Genomic DNA, 20,758 nt, shown 5'->3' on the forward strand with positions numbered 1-20,758 from the left:
CTACGATGGATCCATGTCCAGTCCCACCCCCGAGACCGACGGACGCCGCTCGGCGGCCGCGGTGCGACGGCGGGCCCGGGAGCGCGAGATCCTCGCCGCGACCCGCGCCCTCTTCGACGAGCGCGGTGTGCGTGATGCCCAGATCGAGGACGTCGCGAAGGCCGTCGGCATCAACCGGGCCATCGTCTACCGCCACTTCACCGGCAAGGAGGAGCTCTTCGCGCTCACCCTGGTCGGCTACCTCGACGAGCTGCGGGAGGCGCTGACCCGGGCCACCGAGGCCCACGACGACGTGCGCGAGCGGTTGCAGGCGATCGTCGGCGCGTTCGTCGACTACGGCCTGCAGTACCCCGCCTTCATCGACTGCGCCCAGACCCTGATGCGCCGCAGCGGCCCCGAGCTGCTCGACGAGATGAGCGAGAGCGCGCTCTTCCGGCTGGGCCGCGGCATCTCCGGCTGCCTCGCGACGCTCACCGCGGCCCTGCAGGCGGGCGTCGACTCCGGCGAGTTCACCGTCGCCGACCCGACGCTGCTCGCCAACACGCTCTACGCCAGCGGCCTCGGCGCGCTGCAGCTCGCCCGGGTGGGCATCCTCGTCACCGAGGCCGCGCCCGGCATCCCGACCGTCGGCGAGATCTCGCCGCAGCAGGTCAAGGAGTACCTCGTCGCCTCCGCGCTCGCGCTCGCCGAGAAGCGCTGACGCGGAGGCCGACGGAGGACCGACGGGGCTCAGCGCTCCAGGATCGCGACGACGCCCTGGCCGCCGGCGGCGCACACGGAGATCAGGCCGCGGCCCGAGCCCTTCTGGGCGAGGAGCTTGCCCAGCACGTTGACGATCCGGCCGCCGGTCGCGGCGAACGGGTGGCCCGCGGCGAGCGAGGAGCCGTTGACGTTGAGCTTGCTGCGGTCGATCGAGCCGAGCGGCGCGTCGAGGCCGAGGCGCTCCTTGCAGAACACCGGGTCCTCCCAGGCCTTCAGCGTGGAGAGCACCTGCGAGGCGAACGCCTCGTGGATCTCGTAGAAGTCGAAGTCCTGCAGGGTCAGGCCCTCGCGCTCGAGCATCCGCGCCACGGCGTACGCCGGAGCCATCAGCAGGCCCTCGCCGCCGTGCACGTAGTCGACGGCGGCCGTCTCGTAGGCCGTGAGATAGGCGAGCGGCTCGTGCCCGTTGGCCTTCGCCCACTCCTCCGAGGCGAGCAGCACGACGGACGCGCCGTCGGTGAGCGGCGTGGAGTTGCCGGCGGTCATGGTGGCGGCCTCGCCCTTGCCGAAGACCGGCTTGAGCTTGGCGAGCTTCTCTACGGTGGAGTCGGCGCGGAGGTTCTGGTCGCGCTCGAGGCCGCGGAAGGGCGTGATCTGGTCGTCGAGGAAGCCGGCGTCGTACGCCGCGGCGAGGTGCTGGTGCGAGAGGGCCGCGAGCTCGTCCTGCTCCTCGCGGCCGATCTGCCACTCCAGGGCGGTCAGGGCGGCGTGGTCGCCCATGGCGAGGCCGGTGCGGGGCTCGCCGTTCTGCGGGATGGCCGGGACGATGTCGCCGGGGCGCACCTTGGCCAGCGCCGCGAGGCGGCCCTTGAGGTCCTTGGCGCGGTTGAGCTCGAGCAGGATCTTGCGCAGGCCCTCGCCCACGGCGATCGGGGCGTCGGAGGTGGTGTCGGTGCCACCGGCGATGCCGACCTCGATCTGGCCGAGCGCAATCTTGTTGGCGACCTGGATCGCGGCCTGGAGGCCGGTGCCGCAGGCCTGCTGGATGTCGGTCGCGGGCGACTCCGGTGACAGCTTCGAGCCGAGCACCGACTCGCGGGTCAGGTTGAAGTCGCGCGAGTGCTTGAGCACGGCGCCGGCGACGACCTCGCCGACCCGCTCACCCTCGAGGCCGAACCGGGTGACCAGGCCGTCGATCGCGGCGGTCAGCATGTCCTGGTTGGAGGCGGTCGCGTAGACGGTGTTGGACCGGGCGAAGGGGATGCGGTTGCCACCGATCACGGCGACGCGGCGAGTGCTGGAGTTCATGGGCCACATCCTTGCCCTCGCGGCCTCGCGCGTGAAGGCTATGAGGGCCATCTCACGAAATGTGGACTCTGAGTTACACCTCTAGTTACATGATGGCGGACCCGACCGAGTCTCGACGGGCTCGACCACCGACCTGCGGAGGAACGCACACCCATGAGCGACCGTTACCAGGGCTTCACCCAGTCGCCGATCGGCAAGCTGCTGGTCAAGAACCTCGGCCTGCCCGCCCCCACGAAGCTCGAGCGGTACGTCGCCGGCGCCCCGCTCGTGGACGGCACCGTCGTCGTGGGCGGCAAGGGCCGCCTCGCCGAGTCGCTGACCGGCCTCCTCGACCTGCTCGGGATCGCCTCGACCGAGGCGACCGAGGACGGCCAGCGCTACAAGGCGCTCGTCTTCGACGCGACCGGGCTGACCTCCTCCTCCGACCTCGTCGCCCTCCGCGACTTCTTCACCCCGCTGCTGCGCAGCCTCGAGTCCTGCCCGCGCGTGGTCGTGCTCGGCACGCCGCCGGAGCAGGTCAGCGGCGGCGAGCGCGTCGCCCAGCGCGCCCTCGAGGGCTTCACCCGCAGCCTCGGCAAGGAGATCGGCAAGGGCGGCACCGTCCAGCTCGTCTACGTCGCCGACGGCGCCGAGGCGGCGGTCGCCTCGACCCTGGCGTTCCTGCTCTCCCCCAAGTCGGCCTACGTCTCCGGCCAGGTCGTGCGGATCGGCGCCACGGGCACGAAGAAGGCCGTCGAGGTCGCCGACTGGCAGCGCCCGCTCGCGGGCAAGGTCGCCCTGGTCACCGGCGCCAGCCGCGGCATCGGCGAGCAGATCGCCCGGGTGCTGCACCGCGACGGCGCGACCGTCGTCGGGGTCGACGTCCCCCAGGCGGCCGACGACCTCGTGCGCCTGATGAAGGAGCTCGACGGCGACCACCTCGCCCTCGACATCACCGCCAAGGACGCCCCGCAGCGGATCGCCCACCACCTGACCGAGAAGCACGGCGGGGTCGACGTGGTCGTCCACAACGCCGGCATCACCCGGGACAAGAAGCTCGCCAACATGGACGAGGCCCGCTGGGAGTCGGTGATCGGGGTCAACCTCACCGCCCCGGAGCGGATCACCCGCGAGCTGCTCGACCAGAAGGTGATCAACAAGAACGGCCGGATCATCGGCGTCGCCTCGATCGCCGGCATCGCGGGCAACGTCGGCCAGACCAACTACGCCGCCTCCAAGGCCGGCGTGATCGGCTTCGTCGACTCCCTCGCCGACGAACTCGAGGACGGCATCACGGTCAACGCCGTCGCCCCCGGCTTCATCATCACCGCGATGACCGCGGCCGTGCCGTTCGCGACCCGCGAGGTCGGCCAGCGGCTCAACGCGATGTCGCAGGGCGGCCTGCCGGTCGACGTCGCCGAGACGATCGCGTGGTACGCCTCCCCCGGCTCCACCGCCGTCAACGGCAACGTGGTGCGGGTCTGCGGCCAGATGATGCTGGGCGCCTGAGATGGCCGAGATCGGCCTGCTGCTCAAGGCCGCGCTGCCGTCGCTGCCCGTGGTCGGCCAGCTCCCCGGCGTACGCAAGGCGCCCCTGGAGGGTTTCACGGGCCTGACCCGGGAGCGCCCGCCGGTGACGGTCGAGCGCGACCACGTCGACGCGTACGCCTCGGTGTGCGGCTTCCCGGCCAAGGACACCGTGCCGCTGCCCTACCCGCACATGCTGGCGTTCCCGCTGCACATGGCGATCATGACCGACGCGGCCTTCCCCGCTCCGGCAATCGGCACCGTGCACCTGGAGAACTCCATCACCGGCCACCGCCCGATCGGGATCGGCGAGGAGCTCGCCGTCAGCGCGTCGGTCGGCGCGCCCCTGCCGCACCCCAAGGGCACGGTCTTCGAGTTCGTGACCACCGTCCGCGCCGCCGACGAGGTGGTCTGGGAGAGCACGTCGACCTACCTGCGCCGGGGCCGCGGTGACGAGTCCGCCTCGGCGGGCTCGTCGTTCCCGGACGCGCGGCCCACCGGCACGGTCTGGCGACTGCCGGCCGACCTCGGCCGCCAGTACGCCGCGGTGTCGGGCGACCACAACCCGATCCACCTCTACCCGCTGACCGCGAAGGCGCTGGGCTTCCCGCGCCAGATCGCGCACGGCATGTGGAGCAAGGCCCGCTGCATCGCGGCCCTGGAGAACCGGCTCCCCGACGCCGTCCGCGTGGACGTGGCGTTCAAGAAGCCGATCCTCCTGCCGGGCAAGGTCGAGCTGGGGTCGTCCCCCGTCGAGGGTGGCTACGCCTTCGCGCTCACGAACCCGTCGTCGGGAGCTCCTCACCTCGCGGGGCGGACGACGGCGCTGTAGCGCGACCGGTCACCGCGATCACCGCGGCTCCGGCCAGGGTGAGGGCGGTCGCGACGAGGACGGCGGCATTCCAGCCGTCGACCAGCGAGCCGCCGACGTGGGTCGCGACGGTCACGAAGAGCGTGATGCCGACGGCCGCGCCGAGGTAGCGGGCGGTGTTGTTGGCGCCGCTGCCCATGGCGGCGCGGTCCGGCGGCACGCTGGCGACGGCCTCGCGGCCGAGGACGGCATTGAGGAGACCAGTGGCGACACCGCTGACGACCATCGGCAGCACCAGGCGTGCGGGGCTCGACCCCTCGTGCAGCCCGTAGCCGAGCGCCTGCCCGGCCGCGACCAGCACGAGCAGGACGGCCACCGGGTAGGGGCCCTCGAGCGGGTGCGGGAGGTGCCGGACCAGCATCGAGGCGACCACGCTGGTGCCGGCCCACGCCACCACGAGCAGGCTCGCCACCCACAGGCTCGAGCCCAGCCCCAGCTGGGCGATCGTCGGCACGAACGACGCCATCCCGATGATGCCGGCGCCCAGGACCAGCGAGCCCGTCGCGGCGGCCCGGAACCGCGGGGCGCGGAGCAGGTCCGGCTCGATGAGTGGTGCGGCGACGCGGGACTCCACGACGCCGAACGACACGAGCGCGACGAGCGCCAGCACCCCGAGGACCGTCGTGATGCCGTCGACGCCGTTGCGGCCCTGGGTCAGCGCGGCCACGAGCAGGGTGATGCCGGTGACCAGCAGCCCCAGACCCGGTACGTCGATCCCGCGGCGCCGGTCGGCGGCCGAGTCGGCGATGCCGCGGCGGCTCGGGACGAGCAGCAGCAGCCCGAGCAGGCCGGTCACCGCGTAGCTCTCGCGCCAGCCGGTCCCGAAGTCCAGCGCTGCGGACAGGACCGCGCCGCCGGCGATGCCGAGCCCGACGCTCGCGCCCCAGACCGAGGTCGCGTGCACGCGCTCCGGGCCCGGCGGGAACGTGTGGGCCAGGACGGCCAGCCCGCAGGCGAGAACGGCCGCGCCACCGACTCCCTCGACCACCCGACCGGCGACGAACAGCACCGGCTCCTGGGCGACGGCGCAGACGAGGGCGCCGACGGCCAGCGCGGCCAGCCCGGCGGCGTACGCGCGACGGCGACCGAACGCGTCGCCGAGCACGCCGGTGGCGAGCAGCGCGGCGGCGAGCCCGACGCTCATCGAGCTCAGGATCCAGGCCCGCGCCACGGGGCCGGCCGCGAGGTCGGCGGCGGTGCGGGGCACGGTGGCCATCGGCGTCACGTAGGTGACCAGGACCAGCGCCGTGCCGAGCGAGACGAGCGGGAGCGTTGTCAGTTTGACTTTCAAACCCATGCTGGGAGACTAGCACCGTGAGCACACGTCACCAGCCCGGCAGCCAGCCCGGGACCCTGGCCGCCCTCCCCGGCCGGCCGTGCCCGATCGCGGCCTCCCTCGAGGTCGTCGGCGAGCGCTGGTCGTTGCTCGTGGTCCGCGAGATCGCGATGGGCAGCCGCCGGTTCACCGACATCGTGCGCGGCACCGGCGCACCTCGCGACCGGATCTCGGCGCGTCTCAAGGCGCTGGAGGAGGCCGGGGTCGTGGCGCGCGAGGAGTACCAGTCCTCCCCCGCCCGCCACGAGTACGTCCTCACCGAGGCCGGCCGCGAGCTCGTCCCGATCCTGGACAGCCTGCTGGCCTGGGGGCTCCGGCACGCGGTGGCCGAGGACGACCCCGACCGCATGACCCACTACAAGCCCGTCACCCAAAGACTCGAGGAGCACCCGTGAAGGACGCCTGGAGCGAGGCCCGGACCCGCACCGTCACCTGGCACGACCCGCTGCAGGCGGCGTCGTACGGCCTGAAGCTGCCCGGCCTGGAGCACCTGCGCGCCATCGTCGACGGCGAGCTGCCGCCGCCCCCGATCGCGGGCCTGGTACAGATGCAGATCGTCGAGGCCGAGCCCGGCCGCGCGGTGTTCACCTGCCGCCCCGACGAGTCGGCGTACAACCCGATCGGCGCGGTCCACGGCGGGCTGGTCTGCACGCTGCTCGACTCGGTGTGCGGCTGCGCGCTGCACACCACGCTGCCGCAGGGGCGCGGCTACACCTCGGTCGAGATCAAGGTGAACTACCTCAAGGCGGTCCGCGCTGACAGCGGCCTGCTGACCGCGACCGGCACGGTCACCAAGGCCGGCTCCCGCGTCGGCTTCACCGAGGGCGTCGTCACCGACGAGTCGGGTGCGGTGGTCGCGACCGCGTCGAGCACGCTGCTGGTCTTCGACCTGCCCTGACCAGCCGTACGTCGCTCACCGCGGCCGGATCAGGCCCTCCTGGGCGACGGTGGCGACCAGCAGGCCGTCCTGGGTGAACACCCGGGCGTGGGCGAGGCCGCGGCCGCCCTGGGCCGACGGCGAGACCTGGTCGTAGAGCCACCACTCGTCGGCCCGGAACGGCCGGTGGAACCAGATCGTGTGGTCCAGCGAGGCCATCTGCACCTTCGCGGGGTTGGTCCTGTGCGCCGACAGGGTGGCGCCGAGCAGGCTCATGTCGCTGGCGAACGTGAACGCCGCGAGATGGTCGACCGGGTCGTCCGAGAGCCGCTCGTTGATCCGGATCCACATCCGGGCGCGGGCCGGGTGGGCCTTGTCCTCGGGCAGGCCCCGCAGGGACGTGCCGAGGTGACGGGCGTCGAGCGCCGACCACTCCTTGGCGAGCGCGTCGGCCTCGGGCGCTCCCCCGGCGACCATCAGCGCGATCATGTCGACGCCCTCCTCGGGCGACGGCACCTCGGGCATCACGTCCTGGTGGTCGAAGCCCTCCTCGGGCCGCTGGAAGCTCGCGGTGAGGTAGTAGATCGGCCGGCCGTGCTGGCGCGCCACGACCCGGCGGGTCGCGAACGAGCGCCCGTCCCGGAGCCGCTCCACGTCGTAGATGATCGGCACCGCCGTGTCACCGGGCAGCAGGAAGTAGGAGTGCAGCGAGTGGGTGACGTACTCGGGGTCGACGGTGCGCACCGCCGCCATCAGCGCCTGGGCGGCGACCTGGCCGCCGTAGACGCGGGGTCGCGAGGTGTCGGCGGGCCGGCCGCGGAACAGGTCGGCATCGAGGTCCTCGAGGTCGAGCAGGTCGGTCAGCGAGTCAGTCACGGCGGCGGATCAGGCCTTCCTGGGCGACGGAGGCGGCGAGGACGCCGTCCTGGGTGAAGACCCGGGCGATGGCCAGCCCGCGACCGCCGGAGGCCGAGGGGCTCTCCTGGTCGTAGAGCCACCACTGGTCGGCCCGGAACGGCCGGTGGAACCACACGGTGTGGTCGAGCGAGGCGACCTGCATGCCGGGCGTCGAGATGTGCACGCCGTGCGGCACCAGCGTCGAGCCGAGCAGCGTCATGTCGCTGGCGTAGGTGAACGCCGCGAGGTGCTGCAGCGGGTCGTCGGACAGCTCGCCGTTGACCCGGATCCACAGCCGCGCCCGGGCCGGGCGGGACGGGTCCTCGGGCAGCCCCTGCTGGGAGTTGCCGACGTAGCGCACGTCCAGCGCGGCCCACTCCCGCTCCCACTCCGCGGTGTTGCCGGAGCCCCGCGCGCGGAACATCGCCCCGAGGTCGATGCCCTCCTCCGGCGCCGGGACGTCGGGCATGACGTCCTGGTGCTCGAAGCCCTCCTCGGGCCGCTGGAAGTTGGCCGTCAGGTAGTAGATCGCGCGACCGTGCTGGCGCGCGACGACCCGGCGGGTCGCGAACGAGCGCCCGTCGCGGAGCCGCTCCACGTCGTAGATGATCGGCACCGCCGTGTCGCCCGGCAGCAGGAAGTAGGAGTGCAGCGAGTGGGCGACGTACGCCGGGTCCGTGGTCCGGGCCGCGGCGAGCAGCGCCTGCGCGGCCACCTGCCCGCCGAACACGCGCTGGAGGGCGGTGTCGGGCTGGCGGCCGCGGAACAGGTTGAGGTCGAGGTCCTCCAGGTCGAGCAGGGCGACCAGGTCGTCGGCGGAGGCGGGCACGTCAGGACTCGTCGGGCCCGTCGAGCCCGGCCAGGAACTGCTCGAACTGCTCGCCGATCTCCTCGCCCGTGGGCAGCGGCTGGTTCTCGGCCAGCAGGCTGCTGCCGGACTCCTCGGCACGCTCGAAGGCGTCGTACTGCTGCTCGAGCGCGCGCACGACGTCCTCGACCTCGTCGTTGGCGGCGAGGTAGCGGGCGATCTCCGCCTCGCGGTCCTCGGCCTCGGCGGCCAGGCCGGAGAGGTCGATGGTCAGCCGGCCGGCGATCTCGACGTTCTCCAGCAGCGCACCGGACGCCTTGGGGTAGTCCAGCTGGGCGAGGTAGTGCGGGATGTGCGCGACGAAGCCCATCGCGTCGTGGCCCCACTCGGCCAGCCGGACCTCCAGCAGCGCCTGGGCGGAGCTGGGGATGCGCAGCTCGCCGCGCCACGGGCTCTCGCCGGTGAGGAGGTCGGGGTTGTTGGCATGGTGGGTGATCGCGATCGGCCTGGTGTGCGGCACCGCCATCGGCACCGAGCCCATGCTGACCACCCGGGTGACGCCGAAGCGCTCGACGACGGACCGGACGGCGCGAGCGAAGGCCTCCCAGCGGTTGTCCGGCTCGGGACCGCTCAGCAGGAGGTACGGCGTGCCGCCGCTGTCCTTGAGCAGCCGCACGAGCAGGCGCGGGGCGTCGTACTGCTCGTAGTGGTCGCGGTTGAAGGTCATCGCGGGCCGGCGGGCGCGGTAGTCGTGGAACTGGTCGACGTCGAACGTCGCGACCACCGAGCCGCCCCCGTCGGTGAGGTCGATGAGGTGCTGCGCGGCGCGGGCCGCGGCGTTGCCGGCGTCGAGGAAGCCGTCGAGCACGAGCACCATGGTGAGGTGCCCCTCGGCACGGGCGGCGTCGAGCTCGGGCACCTCGTCGACGATGTGCACGAGCCGGTTGTCCTGGGACACGGGGGTCCTTCCAGTCTGGGGCGGGCTGCGCCGGGGCAGCGCCGGGACTGCCCACGATATTCCCCCGGCGCGCCAGGCCCGGGAGCCCGCCCCGGACGGGTGACGACACCCACATCGCGGAGCCTGTCCTCCGATTGTTACTGCGGGGTAACCTGACGGCGGAATCCCCGATCCCCCGAACACAACCAAGGAGTCAGCCGTGTCCAGAGCGCCCCGGCAGCTGCGGGAGGTCGTCTTCGTCGACGGCGTCCGCACCCCCTTCGGTGTCGGCAAGGCCAACGGCCAGTACGCCGAGACCCGCGCCGATGACCTGGTCATCAAGTGCATCTCCGAGCTCATGCGCCGCAACCCCTCGCTCCCCCCGGAGCGGGTCGACGAGGTGGCCGTCGCCGCCACCACCCAGATCGGCGACCAGGGCCTGACCATCGGCCGCACCGCCGCCCTGCTGGCCGGCCTGCCGCAGTCGGTGCCCGGCTTCGCGATCGACCGCATGTGCGCCGGCGCGATGACCGCCGTGACCACCACCGCCTCGGGCATCGCCTTCGGCTCCTACGACGTGGCCATCGCCGGTGGCGTCGAGCACATGGGCCGCCACCCCATGGGTGAGGGCGTCGACCCCAACCCGCGGATCCTCTCCGAGCGCATCGTGAACCCCGACGCCCTGGTGATGGGCAAGACGGCCGAGAACCTGCACGACCGCTACCCCACGATCACCAAGGAGCGCGTCGACGCCTACGCCGTCCGCTCCCAGGACAAGACGGTCGCCGCCTACGAGGCCGGCAAGATCCAGCCCGACCTCGTCCCGGTCGCCACCCGCTCCGCCGAGCAGGGCTGGGGCCTGGCCACCACCGACGAGCCGATGCGCCCCGGCACCACCATGGAGTCGCTGGCCGGACTGAAGACGCCGTTCCGCGCCCACGGCAAGGTGACCGCCGGCAACGCGGCGGGCATCAACGACGGCGCGACCGCGGCCCTGCTGGCCGACGAGGAGACCGCCAAGGAGCTCGGCCTCCCGATCCGCATGCGCCTGGTGTCCTACTCCTTCGTCGGTGTCGAGCCCGAGGTCATGGGCGCCGGCCCGATCCCGGCGACCGAGAAGGCCCTCAAGCAGGCCGGCCTGACCATCGACGACATCCAGGCCTTCGAGGTCAACGAGGCGTTCGCCGTGCAGGTGCTCGCCTTCCTCGAGCACTTCGGCATCGCCGACGACGACGCCCGCGTCAACCCCTACGGCGGCGCGATCGCCATGGGCCACCCGCTCGCCTCCTCGGGCGTGCGGCTGATGAACCAGCTCGCTCGCCAGTTCGAGGAGCGCCCCGAGGTGCGCTACGGCCTCACGACCATGTGCATCGGCATCGGCATGGGCGGCACCGTCATCTGGGAGAACCCCCACTGGACCGCCAACACGGATGAGAAGGGTGCGGCCTGACATGACTGCTGACATCACGAAGCTCCTCGCGCGTGCGCAGGAGATCTCCACGGACGCCGAGCGCGTCACCGAGGCCAAGCTCCGCAAGGTCACCCTCCCCGGCGGCGCCGGCGTCCTGGGCCTGATCACCCTCGACAACGGCGAGGACCACACCAAGCCCAACACGTTCGGCCCGCGCGGCCTGCTGTCGCTCAACGCCGCCATCGACACGGCACTGGCCGACGACGAGGTGACCGCGCTCGGCGTGACCGGCAAGCCGTTCATCCTGGCGGCCGGCGCCGACCTGACGAGCATCGCGGGCGGTGGCGAGGACGGCGTACGCATCGTCGCCGAGCTCGGCCACGCGGTCTTCCGCAAGCTGCAGGACGGCCATGACGGTCGGGCCAAGCCGTCGTTCGGCTTCATCAACGGCCTCGCCCTCGGCGGCGGCCTCGAGGTGGCACTGCACTGCACCTACCGCACGGTCATGGACTCCGCGCCGGCCCTGGGCCTGCCCGAGGTCATGCTCGGCCTGATCCCCGGCTGGGGCGGCGCGTTCCTCGTGCCCAACCTCGTCGGCGCCGACACGGCCGTGAGGCTGATCGTGGAGAACCCGCTCAACCAGGGCAAGACCCTGGGCGGCAAGGCGGCGTACGACGCCGGGCTGGCCGACGCGGTGTTCGGCGGCGTCGACTACCTCGAGCGCTCGCTGCTCTGGGCCGCCGACGTGCTGACCGGCAAGGTCACCGTCGAGCGTCCCGAGGTCGACCGCGGCGAGGCCTGGGACGCGGCGGTCTCCCGCGGCGCGAAGGTCGCCAAGGCCAAGACCGGCGGCGCCAGCCCGGCCGCCCTCAAGGCCGTCGAGCTGATCGACAAGGCGCGCGACAACGACCGCGACGCCGGGTTCGCGCGCGAGGACGAGGCCCTCGAGGCCATGTCCCGTACGCCGGAGCTGCTCGCCTCGCTCTACGCCTTCGACCTGGTCCAGAAGCGCGCCAAGCGCCCGGCGGGTGCCCCCGACCGGTCGCTGGCCCGCCCGGTGACCAAGGTCGGCATCGTGGGTGCGGGCCTGATGGCCTCGCAGCTCGCACTGCTCTTCGTGCGCCGCCTCGAGGTGCCGGTGGTCCTCACCGACCTCGACCAGGAGCGCGTCGACAAGGGCGTCGCCTACGTCCACGAGGAGATCGACAAGCTCCTCGCCAAGGGCCGGATCAACGCCGACAAGGCCAACCGCCACAAGGGCCTGGTCACCGGCGCGGTCGACAAGGGCGAGGTCTTCGCCGACGCCGACTTCGTCATCGAGGCCGTCTTCGAGGAGATGTCGGTCAAGAAGTCGGTGTTCGCCGACGTCGAGAAGGCCGTGTCGCCGGAGTGCATCCTGGCGACCAACACGTCCTCGCTGTCGATCAGCGAGATGGCGGCCGACCTCGAGCACCCCGAGCGGGTCGTCGGCTTCCACTTCTTCAACCCGGTCGCCGTCATGCCGCTGCTGGAGATCGTCAAGGGCGAGCAGACCGACGACGCCACGCTGGCGACGGCGTTCGCGACCGGCAAGGCGCTGAAGAAGACCACCATCCTGGTCAAGGACAGCCCGTCCTTCATCGTGAACCGGCTCCTCGGCCGCTTCATGGGCGAGGTCGGCCGGATCGTCGACGAGGGCACCCCGGTGCCGGTCGTCGACAGCGCGTTCGCGGGTGTCGCGCCGATGCCGCCCTTCATGCTGCTCTCGCTGGTCGGTCCGGCCATCGCGCTGCACAACAACGAGACGCTCAAGGGTGCCTTCCCCGACCGGTTCTACGTCTCCCCCGCGCTCGAGCGCGTGGTGGCGGCGCGGAAGCCGTCGTACTACGGCCCCGACGGCGCGATCGACCCCGAGGTCGAGGCGCTGCTGGAGAAGCCGGAGAACCCGGTCGTCCTCGAGCCGGCGGAGGTCCGCACGCGGGCGCTCACCGGGCTCGCCGAGGAGGTGCGCCTGATGCTCGACGAGGGCGTCGTCGTCGGCCCCGAGGACCTGGACCTCGCGATGATCACCGGGGCGGGCTTCTCGTTCTGGAACGGCGGCCTCACGATGCTGCTCGAGCGCGAGGGCCTCGGCAAGTTCCACTGAACCTTGCAATGATGCTGACCCGCCGGGATCCCCGGCGGGTCAGTGTCCTTTTCGGGAGGAATCGTGCGACGCCTGCTCGTGGTGCTCGCCCTCGTCCTTGCGGCCGTGCTGCCGGCCTCGCCCGCGCACGCCGGTGAGGCCTGGGTGGAGAAGGCGCAGAAGCGCCTCAACTCGCTGGGCTGCCACGCCGGGCCCGTGACCGGCGACCTCGGCCGCTGGACCCGCTCGGCGGTGCTCCGCTTCCAGTCGGCGCGGCACGTCGCCCAGAGCGGCCGACTGGACCCGATCACCCGCAAGCGTCTCTACGCGAAGACGGCACCCCGGTGCGACCTGCGGCCCGTCCCGGCCGGCTCGGGCCGCGGCCGCCGGATCGTGATCAGCCAGCGGCAGAACTGGGTCTGGCTGGTCGGCCCGAAGGGCGGGGTGGTCGCCCAGGAGGGCATGGTCGACAACACCTCGGTGCTGCGGCCGGGCAGCTACGGCACCGGCTCCTACTGCGGCCGGGCCACCCGGATCAAGAGGAACTCCTCGGTCGGCGGCTCGGAGTGGCTGTGGAACTTCGTGCGGTTCGCGCCGTGCGGCGTGGGCTTCCACCGGATCCCGACCTACAAGTCCAACGGCCACCAGATCCACGCCGACTGGCTGCTCGGCACCAACCTGGCGCAGTCGCACGGCTGCATCCGGCTCTCGCGGGAGATGTCGCTGAGGGTCTGGAACTTCACGACCCGGCCGACGCCGGTGCGGGTGCTCTAGACGCCCCAGAGCGCGGCCACGTGGGTCGCGTCGGTGCCGCAGCACCCTCCCAGGACGCTGAGGTTGGGCAGCGAGCGGCGGAGGGCGACGTACGACGACGCGAGCTCGGCCAGGTCGCCCGCGTCGAGCTCCTCGGCCTCGTCGAGCTCGGCGTGGGTGAGCGTGGAGGCGTTGGGCCGGAAGCCGACGATCCGCTCGGCCCACGCCCCGCCGTCCAGGCCGGGCGCGACGTGCGTCGGGTGGGCGCAGTTGACGACGAAGTAGTCGGGCGCGGCTTCGGCATCGACCCGCTCGATCGCAGCGCCCAGCGGCGTCCCGTCGGGCAGCCGGCCGTCGGTCTCGACGGTGAACCCGATGGCGACGTGCAGCCCCGCCGCGCGGGCCGCTCGGACCACACCGATGGCCTCCTCCGCGCCGGTGAGGGTGAGCGCCGTGACGATGTCGGCACCGGCCGCGGCGAAGGACCGCATCTGGGCGGAGTGGTAGTCCGCGGCCTCGTCGGGGTCGACCCCGTCGGCCGCGACGTAGCCGTCGCCGCGCGGCCCGACGACCCCACCGACGAGCACGTCCGGCAGGTCGGCGTGGGTCTCGCGCAGGGCGCTCATCAGGTCGATGGAGGCGCGGTTGACGCGGTCGAGCGCGGTCGCGTCGTAGCCCACCAGCGCCGCCCAGTCGGGGTTGGCCCGCCACGTCGGCGCCTCGAGCAGGAGCCCGGCGCCGGCCCGCCGGGCGATCCCGGCGTACGCGTCGTAGTAGGCGGTCAGCAGCTCACGCCCGCGGTCGTCCTCGACCAGCGGAAAGGCGGCGAACTCGGGGAGGTCGACGCCGTGGTGGAAGATCAGGTCGGTCTCGAGGCCACCGTCGGTGACGAAGGCCGTCCCGGCCAGCTGAGGCAGGGCGTGGGTCATGGCTCACTGTACGTCGCGACGATCAGCTTGCCGGCCTTGCGCGCGAGCTCACGGGTGGTGATGCCGACCTGGTCACGCAGCACCCGGTCGGGGTCGGCGCCGGGCGCGTCCATGAGGTCGAGCAGCGACCAGAGGGTGCCCTCGCCGTAGGTGCCGGCGAGGTACTCGCAGGCCCACCACGCGGTCGCGTAGTGCACGGCCGAGTCGTCGTCGTTGAAGCTGTCGTCGGCCGGCAGGTCGGTCAGCCCGGCCTCGGCCGCGTCGACGGCGGCCGGCGCGATCCGTCGCTCCTCGGGCGCGAGCGGCTGGACCGAGACCCACTCGGCCAGGCCCTCGCTGAGCCAGACCGGCGCGTGGTCGTCGTGCTCCCCCACCGCGACGTGGGTCAGCTCGTGGCGGACGAGGCGGTCGCGGGCGGGGCCTGCGGCGTCGAGCAGGCGGGGGTTGAGCGCGAAGCGGGTCGAGGCGATCGGGCCCCCATCCGGGCGCGCCCGCACGGGGAACGCGACGCCGTCGAGGGTCTCGGGGTCACCGCCCGGCAGGTCCTCGATCCCGGTCAGGAAGGCGTCGTCGGAGAGCGCGTAGACCACGACGTCGTGGGGCCAGTCGTAGGGCACGTGTGTGCCCACCTCGCCGAGGCCGGTCTCGACCGAGGCGAGCAGGGCCGGGGCGGCGTCGACACTGGTGTCGTCGAAGATGCCAAGCACGCCGTCGGCGGTGCGGACCTGGATCGGGCCGACGTCCCACGGCTCGGGCCGCACGTGGTTGCGCTGCTCCCAGGCGGCATCGGTCACGGACGCCAGCGCGAACCGTCCGGGATGGCGGCGGACCGGCGCGAAGAGGTAGCGGTCGGGCGAGGTGACCGGCACCGCGTCGTACCCCTCGAGCTGGAGGCGTACGTCGACCGTCGCCCAGTAGTCGTGGCCGTCGCGGACGACGCTGGCCGGGTCGAGGACGTAGTCGAACCGCTCGAGCGGGAGCTGCTGGAGGTTGCCGAAGTAGGCCTGCTGCGTCCCGTCGTCCTGCCGCGCCAGGCCGGCCAGGAAGCCCGCCTCGTCGCCGTCGCGGATCGCCTCCGCGCGCCGGTGCAGCGCGCGGGTGATGCCCCGCACGACGTCGGGCGCGGAGTGCGCGGTGGTGCCGCCGGCCCCCGGGGCCGGCGCCGGCGCGTCCTGGCTGCACCCGCTCAGGGCGGCCAGGAGGAGCGCGACGGCGAGGAGCGTCCTAGGGCTGCCGGTCGGCATCGACCAGCGTGCGGCCCTCGCTGAGGGCGGTCATGTCCTCGACGATGCCGAGGGCGAGCGCCTGCGGGGTCAGGCCGATGCGTTCGAGGATCGCGGGGCGCTTGGCGTGGTCGAGGAACTCCTGCGGGATGCCGTGCAGGCGGAAGGGCGTGTGGACGCCGGCGTCGTTGAGGGTCTGGAGCAGGACCGAGCCGCAGCCGCCGATGCGGCCGTTGTCCTCGACGCTGACGACCAGCTGGTGCTCGCGGGCGAGGTCGACCAGGGCGGGGTCGACCGGCATCACCCAGCGGGGGTCGACCACGGTGACGCCGATGCCCTGGGCGACGAGGCGGTCGGCGACGTCGACGGCCACCGAGGCCATCGAGCCGACCGCGACGACCAGGACGTCCTTGGTGCCGTTGCGGACGAGCACGTCGGCGCCGCCGGCCTTGCCGACGGCCGGGATGTCCTCGGGCGGCGGGCCCTTGGGGAACCGGACGACGGTCGGGGCGTCATCGACCTCGACCGCCTCGTCGAGCACCTCGCGCAGGGTCGCGACGTCACGGGGCGCGGCGAGCCGGAGCCCGGGCACGACCTGGAGGATCGACATGTCCCACATGCCGTTGTGGCTCGCGCCGTCGTCACCGGTGACCCCGGCCCGGTCGAGCACGAACGTGACGCCGCACTTGTGCAGCGCGCAGTCCATGAGCACCTGGTCGAAGGCCCGGTTGAGGAACGTCGCGTAGACCGCGACCACCGGGTGCAGCCCGCCGATCGCGAGGCCCGCGGCGGAGGTGGCGGCGTGCTGCTCGGCGATGCCGACGTCGAAGGTGCGCTCGGGGAAACGGGCCTGGAACTTGTCGAGGCCGACGGGGTGCATCATCGCGGCGGTGATGGCCACGATGTCGGGTCGGCGCTCACCGATCTCGACGATGGCCTCGGAGAAGTGGTCGGTCCAGATCCGGCCCTTGGGCTTCTCGGCGCCGGTCTGCACGTCGAACGGCCCGGGGGCGTGGAACTGGTCGGCCTCGTGCTGCTCCGCCGGGTCGTAGCCGTAGCCCTTGCGGGTGAGGGCATGCACGATCACCGGACCGTTGAAGCGCTTGGCCTGGGCAAGGACGTGCTCCATGGCAGCGCGGTCGTGGCCGTCGACGGGACCGACGTACTTCAGGCCGAGGTCCTCGAAGAGGCCCTGCGGCGCCAGCGCGTCCTTGAGGCCCTTCTTCATGGCGTGGAGGGCGTCGTACGCCGCGGGGCCGACGCCCGGCACGGCGTTGAGGCGCTTCTTGACCATGTCGAGGACGTGCTCGTAGCGCGGGTTGGTGCGCAGGCCGGTGAGGGCGTTGGCGAGGCCGCCGATGGTCGGGGTGTAGGAGCGGCCGTTGTCGTTGACGACGATGACCAGCCGGCTCCGTGGGTTGATCGCGATGTTGTTGAGCGCCTCCCAGGCCATGCCGCCGGTGAGCGCCCCGTCGCCGATGACGGCCACGACGTGGCGGTCCTCGCCGCGGATGGCGTAGGCCTTGGCGATGCCGTCGGCGTAGCTGAGCGAGGTGGAGGCGTGGGAGTTCTCGACGATGTCGTGGTCGGACTCGGCCTGGCTCGGGTAGCCGCTGACCCCGCCCTCCTTGCGGAGGGTGCCGAACGTCGCGTTGCGGCCCGTGACGAGCTTGTGGACATAGGCCTGGTGGCCGGTGTCGAACACGACCCGGTCGCGCGGGCTGTCGAAGACCCGGTGGATCGCCAGCGTCAGCTCGACGACACCGAGGTTGGGGCCGAGGTGGCCGGTGTTGGTGGCCACCGTGGTGATGAGGACGTCACGGATCTCTGCTGCAAGCGTTTCCAGCTGGTCGTCGCTGAGCGCGCGCAGGTCCTGCGGGCACGTGATCGACTCGAGGATGGCCATGCCGGCGAGTTTACGGGTTCAGGGCGTGAGGACCGCGACGGCGGGTTCCTCGATGCTGCCCACCCAGACCCGTCCGTCGTGCTCCCGCACGCCGGTGGCCATGTGGAAGCCGGAGGCGTCGGCGTCGAGGTCGTGCACGAGCGCGCCGGTGTCGTCGTACGCCTGGACGCGGACGGTGCGGGCGGGCTGGGGCTGGAGGCGCTCGGGGATGCGGGTCACCGACTTCCTCACCCACAGCGGGCCAAGCCAGAGGCGCTCGACGAGGGCGTTGCGGGGGCTGGCGATGGTGACCCAGATCAGGCCGTCGGAGCCGCGTGCGATGTTGTCGGGGTAGCCCGGCAGGTCGTCCGCGAATGTCTCGGTCGTGCCCCGGCGCGGGCCGGCCAGCCAGTGCCGCAGCAGCCTGCGTCCGGCGGTCTCGGCGACCACGACGAACGTCTCGTCGACCGGCAGGGCCACGCCGTTGGCGAAGCGCAGGTCGTCGAGGACCGTCTCGACGGTGCCGTCCGTCGCCAGCCGCAGGAGGCGGCCGGTGGTGGTGTTCTCGACGAAGTCGGCCCGCCAGTGCTCGACCGGGTGGACGCGGGTGGAGTCGGAGAACCACACCGTGCCGTCGGAGGCGATGGCCGCGTTGTTGCAGAAGACCATCCTGGTGCCGTCGACGCTGTCCGTGACGGGCTCGACGGCGCCGCTCGCGGTGTCGACGCGCAGCACGCCGAGGTGGGCGTCGCAGACCACGAGCCGGCCGTCCGGGTCGAGCTCGAGACCGAGCGGGCGGCCCCCGGTCCGGGCGATCCGGTCGATGCGACGCGCGTCGTGACTGATCCGGAAGATGCTGCCGTCGGCGGTGCCGGTGAAGACGGCACCCTCGTCGCGGCCCGTCGTACCGATCACGACGTCCTCGGCGCCCTCGCCGGGGACGGGCACGACGGTCAGGGGGCGGGTCATGCGCGCGTGCGGGTGATCGCGGCGTACCGGCTGGAGCTGAGGAAGTGCGGGAGCACCATCCCGGCGGCGGTCGTCAGCGGCAGGTTGACCGCCTCCTTCGGGTCGACGAAGACGATCTGCCGGCCTTCGTTACACTCGATCTCATCGTCGGTGAGCGTCGTGGGGGCGGTCCAGAGCTCGAACTCGTCGAACCCGCCGCACGACTCGCTGTAGAACGTCACCCGGTCGAAGAGCTCGAGGCCGTCGGCCAGCGTCACGCCCGTCTCCTCCGCGAGCTCGCGGTAGGCCGCCTCTTCGTAGCTCTCCCCCTCCTCGACTCCCCCGCCCGGGAAGCCCCACTTCTCGGGGTCGATCAGCGGGTGCTCGTCTCGCTCCTGCAGGAGGATCCAGCCTCGCTGGTCGACCAGGGCGATGCTGCTGAAGCGGTGCATGGCGTTCAACCTAGCCGCTGCGGGCCATCGCTCAACGGGTCAGATGGGCCATGGCCCACCGGCACGGGCCAGACACACAATCGAACGGGCGAGGGCCGCGACAGGGGCGAGGTGGAACCATGAAGGTTCGGACCGTCTGCCTCGCCCTGGGACTGGCGCTCGCGCTGGCGGGGTTCGCGAGCACCAGCCCGGCGCACTCCGGCGTCGCGCCGGGCACCCGCCCCAACGTCGTCCTGATCAGCACCGACGACATGGCGCGCACCGACCTGCTCTGGATGCCCCAGACCCTTGCGCTGCTCGAGGAGAACGGCGTGAACTTCATCAAGTTCATCAGCCCGCACTCGTTGTGCTGCCCCGCCCGGGCGGAGATCATCACCGGCCAGTACGCCCAGAACAACGGCGTGCGCAGCAACGGTGGACCTTATGGGGGACTTCCGGCGCTCCGGGATCCGGACAACACGCTGGCACGGTGGTTGCACGACGCCGGCTACCACACCGGATTCAGCGGGAAGTACCTCAACCAGTACCACCCGTCCGACGTCGGCGTACCCCAGGGGTGGGACTTCTGGGACGCGTTCGCCAACAACGCGTCGGGCTACTACGGCTTCTCGATGTACGACAACGGCGCCCTCGTCAAGTACCCCGTGGACGGCATCTACTCCACCGACCTGATCGCGGATGACACCGAGCGGATGATCCGTGACTACAGCGGCACGGATCCGTTCTTCATCTGGTCCTCCTACTACGCCCCACACGGCCTGTGCCAGGGATTCCACACCGACTGCGCCGCGCCCCCGACCCCTGCCCTGCGACACGCCGACCTCTTTCCCGACGCCCACAACCCATCCGCGAACCGACCCTCGTTCAACGAGCTCGACGTCTCGGACAAGCCCCCGTTCATTCGCAAGCGTGGCTTCCTGGACCCCGTCAAGCTGCGTATCCTGTTCCGCCAGCGGGTGCGTGCCCTGCAGGCGGTGGACGAAGCGGTGACCCGCACCGTCGCCGTGCTTCGCGAGACCGGCGAGCTGGACAACACCCTGATCCTGTTCACCTCCGACAACGGCTACCTGCTGGGCGAGCATCGCTACCAGGGCAAGGACATCGCCTACGACGAGTCCATGAGGGTCCCGCTGCTGGTCCGCGGCCCCGGGGTACCGCACGGCGAGGACCGCGTGGTGGGGGCGACCACCGTCGACCTGGCACCGACGATCGTGGCCGCGACCGGAGTCACGGCGGGCCGGGTCCTGGACGGACGCAACCTGCTGCCCTACATCAAGGACGACAGCCTGACTCACGCTCCGGCGCAGCTGATCCAGGGCGGGCCCAAGGCCAACGACCCGGACCCGAAGCCGTGGAGGTATCGGGGCGTACGCACACCTCGCTACACGTTCGTCCAGTGGACGAGCGGGTTCGTGGAGCTCTACGACCGGCTGCGCGACCCTTTTGAGCTGGTCAACGTGGCCGCGAAGCGTGACTACGTCGATGTCGTCGCCGCGCTCGGCCTGAAGACCAAGCGACTGGGTGCCTGCGCGGGAGTTGACTGCCGGCGCTGAGGCGTCGAGCCGCGCTTCGGCAGATCCGTGCGACGTCGAGTCGCAACTGGTGGGGGCTGGGCGCGCGCCGTCGGGTGCGGGACCTCGCGCCTTCGGCGCGTATTTCCAGAATTTGGGTGGTCACCGCAGGGTTCGCACGAGGTGCCTCCCGACCCTGCTTTCCGGCTTTCGGTTGCTTGGCTCGACCGCTGTGATCGAGGTCCAAAATTCTTTACTTCCAGAGTCTGTGGAACGGGCTCCTGCGGCCCGGGACTGTCG

At 72.0% G+C, this 20,758-nt stretch carries 19 protein-coding genes; 9 read left to right on the forward strand and 10 right to left on the reverse strand.

The genetic code is table 11. From position 1 onward, the window contains the following. The first annotated feature begins 13 nt into the window (after nucleotides 1-13). Nucleotides 14-700: a TetR/AcrR family transcriptional regulator gene (locus tag EJF31_RS06775; RefSeq protein ID WP_125036349.1), complete on the forward strand. Its 687-nt coding sequence runs from the start codon at nucleotides 14-16 to the stop codon at nucleotides 698-700. Nucleotides 701-729: 29 nt separating this feature from the next. On the opposite strand, the gene EJF31_RS06780 is transcribed toward EJF31_RS06775, so the two are convergent. Beyond that, nucleotides 730-2,010 (reverse strand): acetyl-CoA C-acetyltransferase, encoded by a 1,281-nt coding sequence (locus EJF31_RS06780; RefSeq protein WP_125036350.1) that lies wholly within the window; start codon nucleotides 2,008-2,010, stop codon nucleotides 730-732. A 153-nt stretch (nucleotides 2,011-2,163) separates the two neighbouring features. On the opposite strand from EJF31_RS06780, the gene EJF31_RS06785 reads away from it, so the two are divergent. Then, complete coding sequence (locus EJF31_RS06785) at nucleotides 2,164-3,498, forward strand: 3-oxoacyl-ACP reductase (protein ID WP_125036351.1); 1,335 nt, start codon at nucleotides 2,164-2,166, stop codon at nucleotides 3,496-3,498. A gap of 1 nt (nucleotide 3,499) precedes the next feature. After that, nucleotides 3,500-4,348, forward strand: coding sequence for a MaoC family dehydratase (locus tag EJF31_RS06790; RefSeq protein ID WP_125036352.1), 849 nt, complete (start codon nucleotides 3,500-3,502; stop codon nucleotides 4,346-4,348). On the opposite strand, the gene EJF31_RS06795 is transcribed toward EJF31_RS06790, so the two are convergent. Then, a complete protein-coding gene (locus EJF31_RS06795; protein ID WP_125036353.1) occupies nucleotides 4,293-5,684 on the reverse strand; it encodes an MFS transporter in 1,392 nt (463 codons plus the stop codon). The two genes, EJF31_RS06790 and EJF31_RS06795, sit on opposite strands and share 56 nt — an antisense overlap. A gap of 17 nt (nucleotides 5,685-5,701) precedes the next feature. Here EJF31_RS06795 and EJF31_RS06800 point away from each other — a divergent pair, with 17 nt between their 5' ends. Both EJF31_RS06800 and EJF31_RS06805 read left to right on the forward strand, forming a co-directional pair. Beyond that, on the forward strand, nucleotides 5,702-6,118 hold the full coding sequence (locus EJF31_RS06800) for a helix-turn-helix domain-containing protein (RefSeq protein ID WP_221767482.1): 417 nt from the start codon (nucleotides 5,702-5,704) through the stop codon (nucleotides 6,116-6,118). Then, a complete protein-coding gene (locus EJF31_RS06805) occupies nucleotides 6,115-6,621 on the forward strand; it encodes a PaaI family thioesterase (protein ID WP_125036354.1) in 507 nt (168 codons plus the stop codon). Before EJF31_RS06800 ends, EJF31_RS06805 begins: the two co-directional genes overlap by 4 nt. Before the next feature lie 15 nt (nucleotides 6,622-6,636). Here EJF31_RS06805 and EJF31_RS06810 read toward each other — a convergent pair whose 3' ends face one another. Genes EJF31_RS06810 through EJF31_RS06820 form a run of 3 tightly spaced genes read right to left on the reverse strand, consistent with a single transcriptional unit; the run spans nucleotide 6,637 to nucleotide 9,263 of the window. After that, on the reverse strand, nucleotides 6,637-7,476 hold the full coding sequence (locus EJF31_RS06810) for an acyl-CoA thioesterase II (RefSeq protein ID WP_125036355.1): 840 nt from the start codon (nucleotides 7,474-7,476) through the stop codon (nucleotides 6,637-6,639). Further along, complete coding sequence (locus EJF31_RS06815) at nucleotides 7,469-8,326, reverse strand: acyl-CoA thioesterase II (protein ID WP_125036356.1); 858 nt, start codon at nucleotides 8,324-8,326, stop codon at nucleotides 7,469-7,471. Before EJF31_RS06815 ends, EJF31_RS06810 begins: the two co-directional genes overlap by 8 nt. Before the next feature lies 1 nt (nucleotide 8,327). After that, nucleotides 8,328-9,263, reverse strand: a complete 936-nt coding sequence (locus EJF31_RS06820; protein ID WP_125036357.1) for a PAC2 family protein — start codon at nucleotides 9,261-9,263, stop codon at nucleotides 8,328-8,330. 199 nt (nucleotides 9,264-9,462) lie between these two features. On the opposite strand from EJF31_RS06820, the gene EJF31_RS06825 reads away from it, so the two are divergent. The 3 genes from EJF31_RS06825 to EJF31_RS06835 all read left to right on the forward strand — a co-directional run bounded on the left by EJF31_RS06825 (nucleotide 9,463) and on the right by EJF31_RS06835 (nucleotide 13,531). Further along, a complete protein-coding gene (locus EJF31_RS06825) occupies nucleotides 9,463-10,692 on the forward strand; it encodes a thiolase family protein (RefSeq protein ID WP_125036358.1) in 1,230 nt (409 codons plus the stop codon). Nucleotide 10,693: 1 nt separating this feature from the next. Next, nucleotides 10,694-12,778 (forward strand): 3-hydroxyacyl-CoA dehydrogenase NAD-binding domain-containing protein, encoded by a 2,085-nt coding sequence (locus EJF31_RS06830; protein ID WP_125036359.1) that lies wholly within the window; start codon nucleotides 10,694-10,696, stop codon nucleotides 12,776-12,778. 63 nt (nucleotides 12,779-12,841) lie between these two features. Continuing rightward, nucleotides 12,842-13,531, forward strand: coding sequence for a murein L,D-transpeptidase (locus EJF31_RS06835; RefSeq protein ID WP_260430675.1), 690 nt, complete (start codon nucleotides 12,842-12,844; stop codon nucleotides 13,529-13,531). On the opposite strand, the gene EJF31_RS06840 is transcribed toward EJF31_RS06835, so the two are convergent. Genes EJF31_RS06840 through EJF31_RS06860 form a run of 5 tightly spaced genes read right to left on the reverse strand, consistent with a single transcriptional unit; the run spans nucleotide 13,528 to nucleotide 18,947 of the window. Next, on the reverse strand, nucleotides 13,528-14,439 hold the full coding sequence (locus EJF31_RS06840) for a homocysteine S-methyltransferase family protein (protein WP_125036360.1): 912 nt from the start codon (nucleotides 14,437-14,439) through the stop codon (nucleotides 13,528-13,530). The two genes, EJF31_RS06835 and EJF31_RS06840, sit on opposite strands and share 4 nt — an antisense overlap. Further along, a complete protein-coding gene (locus EJF31_RS06845) occupies nucleotides 14,436-15,683 on the reverse strand; it encodes a hypothetical protein (protein WP_125036361.1) in 1,248 nt (415 codons plus the stop codon). Before EJF31_RS06845 ends, EJF31_RS06840 begins: the two co-directional genes overlap by 4 nt. Further along, complete coding sequence (gene dxs, locus EJF31_RS06850; protein WP_125036362.1) at nucleotides 15,664-17,568, reverse strand: 1-deoxy-D-xylulose-5-phosphate synthase; 1,905 nt, start codon at nucleotides 17,566-17,568, stop codon at nucleotides 15,664-15,666. Before dxs ends, EJF31_RS06845 begins: the two co-directional genes overlap by 20 nt. 18 nt (nucleotides 17,569-17,586) lie before the next feature. Beyond that, the gene (locus EJF31_RS06855; RefSeq protein WP_125036363.1) at nucleotides 17,587-18,516 is read right to left on the reverse strand and encodes an SMP-30/gluconolactonase/LRE family protein; all 930 of its coding nucleotides are present in this window, start codon (nucleotides 18,514-18,516) and stop codon (nucleotides 17,587-17,589) included. Further along, nucleotides 18,513-18,947 (reverse strand): NUDIX domain-containing protein, encoded by a 435-nt coding sequence (locus EJF31_RS06860; protein WP_125036364.1) that lies wholly within the window; start codon nucleotides 18,945-18,947, stop codon nucleotides 18,513-18,515. Before EJF31_RS06860 ends, EJF31_RS06855 begins: the two co-directional genes overlap by 4 nt. A 119-nt stretch (nucleotides 18,948-19,066) precedes the next feature. Between EJF31_RS06860 and EJF31_RS06865 the strand changes: the two genes are divergently transcribed. Further along, nucleotides 19,067-20,500 (forward strand): sulfatase, encoded by a 1,434-nt coding sequence (locus EJF31_RS06865; RefSeq protein WP_185736166.1) that lies wholly within the window; start codon nucleotides 19,067-19,069, stop codon nucleotides 20,498-20,500. Nucleotides 20,501-20,758 lie beyond the last annotated feature (258 nt).

It is taken from the genome of Nocardioides sp. LS1 (genome assembly GCF_003865225.1).
In the GTDB taxonomy this organism is placed as follows: domain Bacteria; phylum Actinomycetota; class Actinomycetes; order Propionibacteriales; family Nocardioidaceae; genus Nocardioides; species Nocardioides ginsengisegetis.

Coding starts and splice junctions, on each gene's coding strand:
- EJF31_RS06830 (WP_125036359.1), top strand. CDS start 10,694: ATGACTGCTGACATCACGAAGCTCCTCGCGCGTGCGCAGGAGATCTCC.
- EJF31_RS06845 (WP_125036361.1), bottom strand. CDS start 15,683: ATGCCGACCGGCAGCCCTAGGACGCTCCTCGCCGTCGCGCTCCTCCTG.
- EJF31_RS06865 (WP_185736166.1), top strand. CDS start 19,067: ATGAAGGTTCGGACCGTCTGCCTCGCCCTGGGACTGGCGCTCGCGCTG.
- EJF31_RS06785 (WP_125036351.1), top strand. CDS start 2,164: ATGAGCGACCGTTACCAGGGCTTCACCCAGTCGCCGATCGGCAAGCTG.
- EJF31_RS06780 (WP_125036350.1), bottom strand. CDS start 2,010: ATGAACTCCAGCACTCGCCGCGTCGCCGTGATCGGTGGCAACCGCATC.
- EJF31_RS06840 (WP_125036360.1), bottom strand. CDS start 14,439: ATGACCCACGCCCTGCCTCAGCTGGCCGGGACGGCCTTCGTCACCGAC.
- EJF31_RS06795 (WP_125036353.1), bottom strand. CDS start 5,684: ATGGGTTTGAAAGTCAAACTGACAACGCTCCCGCTCGTCTCGCTCGGC.
- dxs (WP_125036362.1), bottom strand. CDS start 17,568: ATGGCCATCCTCGAGTCGATCACGTGCCCGCAGGACCTGCGCGCGCTC.
- EJF31_RS06855 (WP_125036363.1), bottom strand. CDS start 18,516: ATGACCCGCCCCCTGACCGTCGTGCCCGTCCCCGGCGAGGGCGCCGAG.
- EJF31_RS06860 (WP_125036364.1), bottom strand. CDS start 18,947: ATGCACCGCTTCAGCAGCATCGCCCTGGTCGACCAGCGAGGCTGGATC.
- EJF31_RS06775 (WP_125036349.1), top strand. CDS start 14: ATGTCCAGTCCCACCCCCGAGACCGACGGACGCCGCTCGGCGGCCGCG.
- EJF31_RS06790 (WP_125036352.1), top strand. CDS start 3,500: ATGGCCGAGATCGGCCTGCTGCTCAAGGCCGCGCTGCCGTCGCTGCCC.